The sequence below is a fragment of the Microbacterium sp. genome, from assembly GCF_044340635.1.
In the GTDB taxonomy this organism is placed as follows: domain Bacteria; phylum Actinomycetota; class Actinomycetes; order Actinomycetales; family Microbacteriaceae; genus Microbacterium.
Genome location: NZ_JBIITF010000028.1, coordinates 1 through 11135 on the forward strand (window position 1 = coordinate 1; position 11135 = coordinate 11135).

10 protein-coding genes and 1 pseudogene are annotated in these 11135 nt (G+C 68.6%); 3 read left to right on the forward strand and 8 right to left on the reverse strand.

Features of this window, described 5'->3' with window-relative positions; translation table 11 throughout:
* The first annotated feature begins 64 nt into the window (after positions 1-64).
* Positions 65-1117, forward strand: coding sequence for a DUF222 domain-containing protein (locus ACIQ0W_RS15660; RefSeq protein WP_396643593.1), 1053 nt, complete (start codon positions 65-67; stop codon positions 1115-1117).
* An 89-nt stretch (positions 1118-1206) separates the two neighbouring features.
* Here ACIQ0W_RS15660 and ACIQ0W_RS15665 read toward each other — a convergent pair whose 3' ends face one another.
* The 7 genes from ACIQ0W_RS15665 to ACIQ0W_RS15695 form a co-directional block, all read right to left on the reverse strand.
* Positions 1207-3384: a malate synthase G gene (locus ACIQ0W_RS15665; protein ID WP_396643584.1), complete on the reverse strand. Its 2178-nt coding sequence runs from the start codon at positions 3382-3384 to the stop codon at positions 1207-1209.
* A 26-nt stretch (positions 3385-3410) separates the two neighbouring features.
* On the reverse strand, positions 3411-4313 hold the full coding sequence (locus ACIQ0W_RS15670) for an NAD-dependent epimerase/dehydratase family protein (RefSeq protein WP_396643594.1): 903 nt from the start codon (positions 4311-4313) through the stop codon (positions 3411-3413).
* 19 nt (positions 4314-4332) lie between these two features.
* The gene (locus tag ACIQ0W_RS15675) at positions 4333-5538 is read right to left on the reverse strand and encodes a mandelate racemase/muconate lactonizing enzyme family protein (protein WP_396643585.1); all 1206 of its coding nucleotides are present in this window, start codon (positions 5536-5538) and stop codon (positions 4333-4335) included.
* A 115-nt stretch (positions 5539-5653) separates the two neighbouring features.
* Positions 5654-6805, reverse strand: a complete 1152-nt coding sequence (locus ACIQ0W_RS15680; protein WP_396643586.1) for a hypothetical protein — start codon at positions 6803-6805, stop codon at positions 5654-5656.
* An 85-nt stretch (positions 6806-6890) separates the two neighbouring features.
* Positions 6891-7769: an ABC transporter permease gene (locus tag ACIQ0W_RS15685; RefSeq protein WP_396643587.1), complete on the reverse strand. Its 879-nt coding sequence runs from the start codon at positions 7767-7769 to the stop codon at positions 6891-6893.
* Complete coding sequence (locus ACIQ0W_RS15690) at positions 7766-8503, reverse strand: ABC transporter ATP-binding protein (RefSeq protein WP_396643588.1); 738 nt, start codon at positions 8501-8503, stop codon at positions 7766-7768. The genes ACIQ0W_RS15685 and ACIQ0W_RS15690 overlap by 4 nt, the downstream gene beginning before the upstream one ends.
* Before the next feature lie 97 nt (positions 8504-8600).
* A complete protein-coding gene (locus ACIQ0W_RS15695) occupies positions 8601-9233 on the reverse strand; it encodes a helix-turn-helix domain-containing protein (RefSeq protein WP_396643589.1) in 633 nt (210 codons plus the stop codon).
* 170 nt (positions 9234-9403) lie between these two features.
* Between ACIQ0W_RS15695 and ACIQ0W_RS15700 the strand changes: the two genes are divergently transcribed.
* Positions 9404-10423, forward strand: a complete 1020-nt coding sequence (locus ACIQ0W_RS15700) for an aldo/keto reductase (protein ID WP_396643590.1) — start codon at positions 9404-9406, stop codon at positions 10421-10423.
* Here ACIQ0W_RS15700 and ACIQ0W_RS15705 read toward each other — a convergent pair.
* Positions 10378-10617 carry a hypothetical protein gene (locus ACIQ0W_RS15705; RefSeq protein ID WP_396643592.1) on the reverse strand — a complete coding sequence of 80 codons (240 nt, stop codon included), beginning with the start codon at positions 10615-10617 and terminating at the stop codon, positions 10378-10380. The genes ACIQ0W_RS15700 and ACIQ0W_RS15705 overlap by 46 nt on opposite strands.
* A 73-nt stretch (positions 10618-10690) precedes the next feature.
* Between ACIQ0W_RS15705 and ACIQ0W_RS15710 the strand changes: the two are divergent.
* Positions 10691-11135: pseudogene (locus ACIQ0W_RS15710) on the forward strand (HNH endonuclease); the annotation flags it as partial.

An 11135-nucleotide genomic window follows, 5' to 3' on the forward strand; every position in this document is an offset into this window, starting at 1 on the left:
GGTCGAGACCGGCCCGCATGCGTCGGCGAACGAGTTGCGGGTGTTGGCGCAGGTGTGGGCGAGTGTGCTCGATCAGGATGGCGCGGAGCCGGTCGAGGCGTCGGCGATGCGGCGGCGCGGTCTGACGGTCGGGCCCGTGCGCGATGGGCTGGCGCGGGTCAGCGGAGATGTGCTGGCGGAGGTCGCTGCGCAGTGGCAGCGCACCTGCGATGCGCTGTCGAACCCGAAGGTGCAGGGCGAGGGCGAGGGCGGGGTCGGGTTTGGGGTTGGGGTCGGGGTCGGGTTCGCACCGGACGGTGCTGATGGTGGTGATGGTGCTGGCGGCGGTGCTGATGGTGGTGATGGTGCTGGCGGCGGTGCTGATCGTGATGATGATGATGGTGGTGCTGGCGGTGGCGGTAGTGGTGCTGGCGGTCTGGACGATGCGATCGCCCGCCCCCGCGACACCCGGACGCGCGCGCAGAAGATGCACGACGCGCTGGCGACGTCGCTCGACGTCGCGGCTCGGTCGGGCGAGCTTCCGACCGTTGGTGGCGGTGCGCCGACGCTCGTCGTCTACGCGCGCGAAGAGGATGTGGTCGCGGGAACCGGGTGGGCCGAGCTCGAGGGCATCGATGCGCCTGTGGGTATCGGGGTGGCGGAGCGGGTCGCGTGCTGTGGGAGCATCCAGCGCGTGACCTGCGACGACCGGGGCCGGATCGTGAGTCTTGGTGTGGTGGATCGGGTCTTCAACGCGATCCAGCGCAAGGCGATCAGTCTGCGCGACGGTGGGTGTGTGATCCCGGGCTGTCATGTGCCGGCCGGGTGGTGTGAGATCCATCACGCGACAGACCATGCGCTGGGTGGACCGACGCATACGGATAACGGTGTCTTGCTGTGTTGGCACCACCACAGAACCTTGGCGACATCCGGATGGTCGGTGATGATGATCGACGGGGTGCCGCACGTGCGCGGACCCGCCTGGTGGGATCCGGAGCGAAGATGGCGACCGACCGCGGGATCACGGCTGCGGCGAAGAGTGCGCGCCGACGCAAGCCGACACGGAGGCGCCCCGCCCGACAGGCTCCGCCGGCAGAATGAACCGCCCGAAGGCCGGCTCCTCCAGCGATCGCGGTAGAGGTAAAGGGTGGAGGCGGAGGCGGAGGCAGAAGTAGAGGGTGGAGACAGAGGTAGAGGGAGCGCGAGCGCGAGCCGTCCTGCCCACCCTCAGGCGTGTGTAGAAATCACCGTGTCCGCGGCGTTGTCGCGCACTCGGTCCCGGCCCTTCGCCGCGCGACGGAAGCGGTGCAGCACAGGCTCGGTGTACCCGTTCGCGGCGGATGTTCCGCCGAACACGAGCTCGAGCGCGGCGGCATAAGCCAGGCTCGACGACAGATCCGGGGCCATCGGCCGGTACCCCGCGACCGCGGAGTTCTGGGCATCGACGACCTCGGCCATCCGCTCCATCGCTGCACGCACCTGGTCTTCTGTGACGACGCGGTGAAGGAGCCAGTTCGCGACGTGCTGACTCGAGATGCGCAGGGTCGCCCGGTCTTCCATCAGCCCCACACCGTCGATATCGGGAACCGTGGAGCAACCGACTCCCTGGTCGACCCACCGCACGACATACCCGAGGATCGACTGCAGATTGTTCTCGAGCTCGCGCTGCACCGCGGCCCGCGACAACGACCTCGACTCGCCGAGCGGGATGGTCAGCAGGTCATCGAGCGGATCCACCGGCTCGCCCGCGAGTTCGGCCTGGCGCGCGAACACATCGACGCGCAGGTAGTGCAGCGCATGAAGCGTCGCCGCCGTGGGGGAGGGAACCCACGCGGTCGAGGCGCCGGCCAGCGGATGCGCGGCCTTCTGCTCGAGCATCGCAGCCATCCGGTCGGGCATCGCCCACATGCCCTTGCCGATCTGCGCGCGCCCGCCGAAACCGGTCTCGAGACCCGTGGCGACATTGCGACGCTCGTACGCGCGCATCCAGGGCTGATCGCGCAGCGTGCCCTTCGGCAGGAAAGGCCCGGCCTGCATCGACGTGTGGATCTCGTCCCCCGAACGATCGAGGAATCCGGTGTTGATGAACACCAGACGCGTCCGCGCCTCGGTGAGGCACGCGGCCAGGTTCGCCGAGGTGCGACGCTCCTCGTCCATCAGCCCGAGCTTGAGGGTGCGGGGGGCGAGCCCGAGCAGCGCCTCTACCCGCCCAAACAGGTCGACGACGAACGCGACCTCGGCCGGCCCGTGCAGCTTCGGAATCACGATGGGCAGCGACTGGAGGTCGTCGGCGTGCCGTGCGCACAGCGTCGTCACGACCGCATCCACGATCGTCTCGCTCACCGGCTCGCCATCCGCGTCGAGCACCGCATCCGTCGCCATGTGCAGACCGACGTTCCGCACGAGCATGAGCGCCCGGCCCGACAGGGTGATCGGGACGCCCATCGGGGCGCGATAGTCGCGGTCGGGGGCGAGCGAGCGCTCGATCATCCGTCCCTGCTTCTCGAACGAGTGCGTGAGATCGCCCCGATTCAGGCCGAGCCAGATGCGGTATGCGGCGACCTTGTCGTCGGCATCGACCGTTGCCACCGAATCCTCGAAGTCCACGATCGTGCTGAGCGCCGACTCGACGAGCACATCGCTCATCGTCGCGGGATCCCGCGACCCGACCGGCGAATCGGCGTCGAACTGCAGCTCGAGATGCAGGCCGTGGCGAGCGATCAGCACGGCGCTCGGTGAGGCCGACCGGCCGCGGTAGCCGCGGAATTGCGCGCGATCGGCGAGGGTCGTCCTGCGCCCGTCCGCGAGGGTGACCGTCAGCGCGCCGTCCACGACCGTGTACGACCGCGAGTCGCGGTGCGTGCCCCCGGCGAGCGGCGCGACCTCGTCGAGCAGATCCCGCACGTGCGCCACCACACGCTCGCCCCGTTCGACGTCGTACCCGGAGGATGCATCCTCCACTGGGAGGATCGCGTCGGTGCCGTACAGCGCGTCGTACAGCGAACCCCAGCGGGCGTTGACGGCATTGAGGGCGTAGCGCGCATTCGTGACGGGAACGACCAGCTGCGGACCGGCGAGCCGGCCGAGCTCGGGCGCGACCCCCGTGGTCACGAGAGGGCACGACGACACCTCCGGAACGAGGTACCCGATCGACTCGAGGTGCGCGCGATACGCGGACGGAGATACGCGCCGGCCGTGCTCGCGATGCCACTCGTCGATCGACTGCTGCAGCCGGTCGCGCTCGGCGAGCAGTTCGGTACGCAGCGGCGCGAGATCGTCGACGATCGCGGCGAAACCGGCCCAGAAGGCACGCGGCGGAACATCCGGACCGAGCGCCTCGTTCGCGATGAAATCGTAGAGGGGGCGGGCGACACGCACGCCACCTGCGTCGACGTAGTCGGTCATGGAGAGTCCGTTGTTCGGGCCGCGCTTCATTGCGTGGGCTCGGGCAGGGGAAAACCGTGCTCAGTTACATGATGCCGCCACGACCGGGACGCGGTCCAGCCGAACAGGCGCGCGGCCTTCGACGAGTCGATGCCGCTGGCGTCGACGCGCGACACCGGACGAAGCTCGACCTCGGGGTGCAGACGCGCGACGCTCGCGAGCAGATCACGACCGCCGATGTTGTCGGCCGCGGCGGCGTAGACGACCTCGTGCCCGGGGGTCGGGGTGCGAACACACGCGACGACGAGGTCGGCGAGATCCCGCACATCGATGTACGCCCAGAACACGGCGCTCGGCAGGTCGGGGTCGTCGAAGAAGGGCCGCAGATTCGCCGCATACGTCTCGGGCGTCAGCACCCACGTCGGACGGATCGATACGGCCGACGCGTCCGCGCGGGCCACGAAACCGTCGCACAGCAACTCGGTGACGCGCTTCGACATTCCGTACGCATCGTGCGCGAGATCGGGATGCGACTCGTCGATCGGGCAGAAGGACCCGAGAAACGGCCGGTGCGCCCACGTCATGCCCGACACCGAGTCGCTCGACAGATTGATCAGGCGCCGGATGCCGCGGGCCTCCATGGCCTCGATCACGTTGAACGTCGACTGGGTGTTCGTGGCGAACACCGCGTGCGCCACGTTCTTGGTCGGCTCGGGGATGCCCGCGGTGTGCACGACGACGTCCACGTCGCGGACGACGGCGAACGCGTCACCGGCATCCGTCAGGTCGGCCTGCACATAGGGGACGGCGTTCGAGGCGTCGGCGTCGTACACGGGTCGGCCGATGTCGGTCGCCCGCACGTCGAACCCCGCCGCGACGAGAGCGGCCACGACGGAACGGCCGACCTTGCCGCGTGATCCGGTGACGAGCACGCGCCGAGCAGAAGACATGTTCACGGTTCCACGCTAGTCACGAGTCGAGGAACGCCCGGCGCCCGGCCTCGACCACGTCCACGTCCACATCGATGCCGAGACCCGGCGCGGTAGGCACCGCGATCGACCCGTCCACGATCGACGCGACGTCGAACCCCGCGCCGGGCGCGACGCGCTCGAGCATGGGGGAGAGGTGGAACGGGTACTCGATCAGGTCGATGCCCGGGATCGCCGAGGCGACGAGCGCATTGGCCGCGAACGTCACCGGGCTGCCGTGCGTGTGCATGACGACGCGCGCCCCGCGACCGAGGGCCGTGCGCGCCATCAGGTCGGCCTCGGCCATCCCGCCGCAGATGGATGCATCGGGCTGAACGACCGAGATGGCCGCGGCATCCATCGTGTCGAGCATGTGCTCGGTGCTGAACAGGTGCTCGCCGTACGCGATCGGGACGGGGGAGGCCGCAGCGATCCGCGTGATCGCGGGAAGCCGAGCGGCGGACACCGGCTCTTCGAACCAGCTGATGCGCAGATCGGACAAGCGCGCCGCCATTTCGAGGGACTCGGCGACCGAGAACAGCTCGCTGCCATCGACCATGAGATCGATGTCGGGCAGGTCGGCGCGGAGGTCCGTGAGCACACGCATGGCCGTGCGCCAGTCGGGGCCGATGCGCATCTTCACCAGCGAGACGCCGCGCTCGAGCAGAGGAGCCAGGAGCTCGACGTGCCCGCCCGCGTCGCGCGACTCGAGGAAGTGACTGTTGCCGGCGTACACGCGCAGGCGATCGCTCGCACGCCCCTCGGCGGGCGACAGCGAAACACTTGCGGTGCGGGCCTGGGCATCACGGATCGCGATGTCGACCGCGCTCAGCGACTGGGCGGCCGAGTGGCTGAAACCGAGCGTGCGGGCGACCGCACGACGCTTCGTGCCCAGCGCGTTGAGGGCGGCGGCGCTGGACATGTCCACCGCGACCGGGGCCCAGACATCCTCGACGAAACGCGCGAGCACCGTCGGATACGAGATGCCGAAGCTGTCGCAGCTCTCACCCCACCCGACGACACCGTCGCTCGTCTCGACGCGCACGAGGAACAGGGTCATCTCGGCGTAGTCGGTGCGCAGGCGCAGTGGGTACGGGGTGATCGATGCGATCGTCGGCGTCGATGTCGATGTCGATGTCGATGTCGATGTCGGCGTCGGTGTCGATGTCGGCGTCGTTGCCGTCGGGGTGAACGTGGGGAGGGTCATGATGATGCAGCTTTCGATCGCGTGGGGCGGGCGCTCGGTGGGACGGGATTCGTCGGGGGTGAGTTCTGTGAAGCGGTGGTGGGTGGCGCCGCGCGGACGCCACCCACGCGTCCGCTCAGCCCGCGTAGCTGATGCTCGGGTCGAGGAACTCGTTCGTGTAGATGTCTTCCGCGGTCAGACCCTCGGCGACCTCGACGCCGGACTCGGCGTAGATGTCGGTGAGCAGCGCGGTCATGCGCTCCATCCGCTCGGCGTCGAACGAACCGAAGACGCCGTCCGTGCCGTCGGCGACGATGCCCTCGTCCTTCATCACGCGGTGGATCTCGGCACCCAGCTCGGGCGTCACCTGGAAGAACTGGTCGATCTCGACGAGGTAATCCGCGATGGCCTGGTTGACCGGCTCGGGGTCTTCCATGTAGTCGATCTGCGCCTGCTGCATCGCGGGGACGAGCTGCGCGAGGCACTCGGACTGGGCGTCGACGACCTCCGGCTTGCCCGACCACGCGGCCGGGTAGATGTCGTATCCCGAGTCGGCGATGAGGAACGAATCGACGTCGCGCCCGTAGTCGGGGAAGTCGACCTTCAGTCGGTAGGGCTCCTGGGTGATGTAGCCCTGCATGACGACCGGCTCGTCGGCGACGAGGCGCGTGACCGACCCGTCGAACGATCCGTCGGACTGCTCGGCGCGCACATCACCCTGCGCGATCAGGTAATCCATGTAAGCGGAGCCCGGGAAGTACAGCACCGTCGCGTCGCTGGCGGCGATGTCGGAGATGTCGTCGAACGAGTAGCGCTCCGGGTCCCACAGCAGGATCTGCGGGTTGATCTGCAGGGGCGTGTACACGGCCTTGGTCGGCTGGTCGGCCGAGAGCTTGACCGACTCGTCGGTGTCGATCATGGCGAGCATGATCGAGTCGTCCGAGTAGAGCAGCGCGGTGGACTGCTGGAACCCGATGAACGGACCGCCCGAGCGCACCTCGATCGTGATGTCGGGGTCGGCGATGGCCGGGCCCGAGTAGATGCCGGCGTCCGGATCGGTCGTCGCCTCGGCGGGATCGATCAGCGCATAGGCGGCGGAGTGCTCGGGCTCGGGGAACCAGTTCGTCTGCAGCACGACCGTCGCGGGGCACGCGCCGAGCGCGCCCTCACCACCGACGGCCTCGGCATCCTGCGCCGTGGGCGTGCTGCTGCTGCTGCAGCCGGCGAGGACGAGCGCGAGGGCCGCCCCGACTCCGACGGTGGGCACGAGAAAGCGGGTGCGGTTCATGTGATCTCTCCAGGTGATTCGGGTGGGTGCGGGTGTGGTGGGGCGGGATGGTGCGGGTGGGATGGTGCGGGTGGGATGGTGCGGGTCAGCGTGACTCGGGCTGATACCACTTGCCGACGACGAGGCGCGAGAGCACGCCGAAGAGCCAGAAGACGGCGAGCCCGAAGGATGACGCCAGCAGGATCGCGCCGTACAACATCTCGCCGTCGAGGCGATTGCGGTACGTGTCGATCGCAAGACCGATGCCGGAGTTGCCCTGTCGGAAGAAGAAGTCCGCCACGATCGCGCCGACGACGGCCATGCCCGCCGAGATGCGCAGACCGGTGAACAGCGCGGGCAGGGCTGCCGGGAACTGCAGACGCCAGAGGATCGTCCATCGGCTGGCTCGCTTGAGCCGGAACAGGTCCTTCATCTGCGCGTTCGCCGAGTGCAGGCCGAACAGGGTGTTCGTGATGATCGGGAAGAGCGAGATCAGGATCACGACCAGGATGCGGCTGCCGAATCCGTACCCCAGCGCGAACGCGATGAGCGGCACGAGTGCGAGGATCGGCACGCTCTGCAGGGCGACCGCATACGGGTAGAGCGTCGTCTCGACCCATTTCGCCTGACTCATCAGGATCGCGGTCGTGATGCCGATCACCGTTGCGATCGCGAGCCCGGTCATGGCGACGACGGCCGTGGTGCCGAGCTGGCGCAGCAGATCGCCGAAGTTGTTCGGATCGAGGAACGCGACGACGAGGATCTCGTGCGGCATCGGCAGGATGAACCGCTTGGACGGCGCGAGCAGGAACGCGCTCGTGACGTACCAGAGCGCGAGCACCGCGGTCGCGAAAGCAACCGGGAGCAGGATGGACTTCCAGGACGTGCGCTTGACGCCCGCCCGGCTCATGCCCGTGCGACTCGTGCCCGTGCGACTGATGCCCGTGCGACTCATGACCGTTCGACTCATGACCGTCCGACTCATGCCATCGCCGCCTTCAGGAGTTCCGAGATCTCGCCCGAGAGCTCGGCGAACTCGGGGCAGTAGCGCGTGTGTTCGTCGCGTTCGTCGCCGAACGGCACGGCGTACTCGCCGATGATCCGGCCGGGCGATGCACCCATCACGACCACGCGCGTGGCCATGTAGACGGCCTCGGCGATCGAGTGCGTGACGAAGACCCCGGTGAACCGGTCTTCGAGCCAGAGCGCGCGGACGTCGTCGTTGAGCTTCTCGCGCGTGAACTCGTCGAGCGCCCCGAAGGGTTCATCGAACAGGAACAGTGCCGGGTTGTTGACCAACGACCGTGCCAGAGACGTGCGCATGCGCATGCCGCCCGACAGCTGGTGGGGCAGGTGCTTCGCGAACTTCGCGAGACCCACTATCTCGAGGGCGTGCGTGACGCGCCCCGAGAGCTCGGCCGCCGGCAGGTGATCGAGTTCGCCGAACAGCGCCACGTTGCGCTCGACGCTCAGCCACGGCAGGAGGGTTGCATCCTGGAACACGTATCCGATCCGGTCGGTCCCGGTCTCGGTGCGGCCGGCCGTCGCCGCATCGAGTCCCGATGCCAGACGGAGCAGCGTCGACTTGCCGCACCCCGAGGGGCCGAGCAGAGCGACGAACTCGCCGGGCCCGATCGACAGGTTGACGTCGTCGAGCGCGACGGTCCCGTTGGGGAATCGCATGGCGACGTCACGGAAGTCGAGCGTTGCGCCGGACATGGGTCCTCCTGAATGAATATTGACTAGATCAATATCCGCTCAGGATGTTACGGAGGTATTTCGCCGCAATTGCGGCGCCGTGAATGTCTGAATCGAGCTAAATATGCTCGCTGCCAATATTGTCTTCCGCGGCGCTCGTGCCCGCCTGCGTGACCAGCAAGCGCGCGGGCCAGAGACCCACAACACGCCACCGATGCCGGACATCGCCCGCGAAGTAGAGCGTGTCGCCCGGGCCGATCCGATGAATCCCTCTCTCGGCGAGATCGACCTCGAGGTGGCCCGAGATCACGTAGATGAACTCGGCGCCCGGGTGTTGGTAATAGTCCTCGAATTCGGTCACGTTCGTGGCGAACTCGAGAGGGTACATCGCGCGCTCGCCGACGACGAGAGCCTTGGCCTGCCCGTTCGACTGGGTAACCATCGAGCCCTGGTCGACGCGCACCAGGCTCACGCCGTCGTCATCGATCTCGGCCGCCGAGCCGTGTCCGTGCTCGCCGCCGGAGAGCAGGGCGGGCGTGGTGGTGCCGAGGGCGGATGCGAGTCGGTGCAACGAGGGCATGCTCGGCCGGGCGCGACCCCGCTCGATCTGGCTCAGGAACGGCTGCGAGAGATCGGTGCGGGCGGCGAGAGCGACGAGCGTCAGGCCCCGTTGCTTGCGCAGCACGCTGATTCGCCGGCCGAGTTCGAGCGTCATCCGCTCATCGGTGTCGTCGCCGGGAGTCACTGCCATGCCTCACACCCTAAGGGGCGGGTCGTGTCCCGTCGCCAGGGCGGGAGGCCCTTCGCCCCGAATGACAGGGCAGACTCGAAAGTGATCGATCGCGCGATCCGTGCCACCTGCCTGTCGTGCAATCCGCGCCATCCCCGGCAACCCGTGACCGCCAGAAAGGCTGCTCAACGATGAAGTACACCACCCTCGGCCGGTCGGGTCTCGCCGTCTCGACGCTCGCCCTCGGAACCATGACCTTCGGCGCCGAATCCGACGTCGAGCAGTCGCACGCGCAGCTCGATGCCTACGTCGCCGCGGGCGGAACGCTCCTCGAGACCGCCGACGTCTACAGCGCCGGTCGGGCGGAACAGATCGTCGGGGAGTGGCTGCGGCACCAGAGCACGTCGACCCGAGACCGCCTGGTGCTGGCCAGCAAGGGGCGCTTCCCTGTCGACGTCGACCCGCGTGACGCGGGCACGTCGCGACGCCACCTGCGGCGGGCGCTCGATCGCACGCTCGGGCGACTCGGCGTCGACCACATCGACCTGTACCAGGTGCACTCGTGGGATCCGCTCACGCCGCTGGACGAGACCCTCGGATTCCTGGAAGACGCCGTGCACACCGGCAAGATCGGCTACGCCGGGCTCTCGAACTACCTCGGTTGGCAGATCGCGCAGGCGACGGCGTTGGCCGCCGGACGCTTCCCGCTGATCTCGATGCAGCCCCAGTACAACCTGCTGGTGCGCGAGGTGGAATGGGAGATCCTGCCCGCCTGCGAGGCGAACGGCCTGGGCGTGCTGCCGTGGTCGCCGTTGGGCGGGGGATGGCTTGCGGGCAAGTACTCGCAGGACACACGTCCGAGCGGCGCCACCCGGTTGGGCGAAGACCCCGAGCGCGGTGTCGAGGCCTACGACCTGCGTTCGGGTCAGCCGCGCACGTGGCGCGTGCTCGACGCGGTGCGGAGCATCGCCGAGGCCCACGGGCAGTCGATGTCGCGCATCGCGCTCGCCTGGTTGAACGCACAGCCCGTGGTGAGCTCCGTCATCCTCGGTGCGCGGACGGTCGCGCAGCTCGAGGACAACCTCGGCAGCGTCGACGTCGCACTGAGCGACGACGACCTCGCCGTGCTCGACGCGGCGAGCGATCCGGAGCCGTCGCCGTGGCCCTACGGTGCCGCCGGACGCGACCAGCGGAGCCGCTCGCTGGCGTAGGCGCGATCGCGTTCGCGTTCGCGAGTCGCGATCTGGTCCTCGTTCGCGTTCGCGTTCGCGATCGCCTTCGCACTCGCGTTCTGGTTCTGGTTCTCGTTCGCGATCGCGATCGCGTTCGCGATCTCGATCCGGTCGGCGGGGGATTCGCGCGGTTCGTCTGTCCTCCACAGCCGGGCTGTCTCTGCGTCCTCCACGGGTTTGGATTATTTCTCCGATCAGGGTGTTCTGAGCCGCGGCAATGTCGGTGGCCCTCGTCAGAATGGCGGCATGAAACCCGCTCTCGACACCCTGCGTGAGGTGGACGCTGCGCTCGCCGCGACCCTCGCGCGGGTGTTCGCGAGCGAAGCTGTGCACGAGGCATCCGATGCTCACGTGCTCGAGGCGATGGCGGTCGCGGGGTCGATCCTGCGGCGGGTCGAGGGGTTGCTGGTCGAGGCGACGACCGTTGTGCGCGAGAGGTCCGATGGCGCCCGCGACGAGCGGATGACGACGCGGGCCGGGTGCGCGTCCGTGGCGGAGGTGGTGCAGCGTACGACGCGGGTGTCGGGGGCTTCCGCCGGCGTGCTGGTGCGGGCGGCCGGCGTCGTGCGTCGCGAGCGCTCGATGACGTCGGGGGAGTGGCTGCCGGCGGCGCTCCCGGCGGTGCGCGAGGCGATGATCGCGGGTGCGGTGGGGAGCGACGGTGTGGCTGCGGCATCCGTGCTGGTGGAGG

Bases quoted from the DNA above. Each gene is read 5' to 3' on its own strand.
- ACIQ0W_RS15665 (WP_396643584.1), bottom strand. From the start codon at position 3,384: ATGACCGACTACGTCGACGCAGGTGGCGTGCGTGTCGCCCGCCCCCTC.
- ACIQ0W_RS15670 (WP_396643594.1), bottom strand. From the start codon at position 4,313: ATGTCTTCTGCTCGGCGCGTGCTCGTCACCGGATCACGCGGCAAGGTC.
- ACIQ0W_RS15675 (WP_396643585.1), bottom strand. From the start codon at position 5,538: ATGACCCTCCCCACGTTCACCCCGACGGCAACGACGCCGACATCGACA.
- ACIQ0W_RS15680 (WP_396643586.1), bottom strand. From the start codon at position 6,805: ATGAACCGCACCCGCTTTCTCGTGCCCACCGTCGGAGTCGGGGCGGCC.
- ACIQ0W_RS15685 (WP_396643587.1), bottom strand. From the start codon at position 7,769: ATGAGTCGGACGGTCATGAGTCGAACGGTCATGAGTCGCACGGGCATC.
- ACIQ0W_RS15690 (WP_396643588.1), bottom strand. From the start codon at position 8,503: ATGTCCGGCGCAACGCTCGACTTCCGTGACGTCGCCATGCGATTCCCC.
- ACIQ0W_RS15695 (WP_396643589.1), bottom strand. From the start codon at position 9,233: ATGGCAGTGACTCCCGGCGACGACACCGATGAGCGGATGACGCTCGAA.
- ACIQ0W_RS15700 (WP_396643590.1), top strand. From the start codon at position 9,404: ATGAAGTACACCACCCTCGGCCGGTCGGGTCTCGCCGTCTCGACGCTC.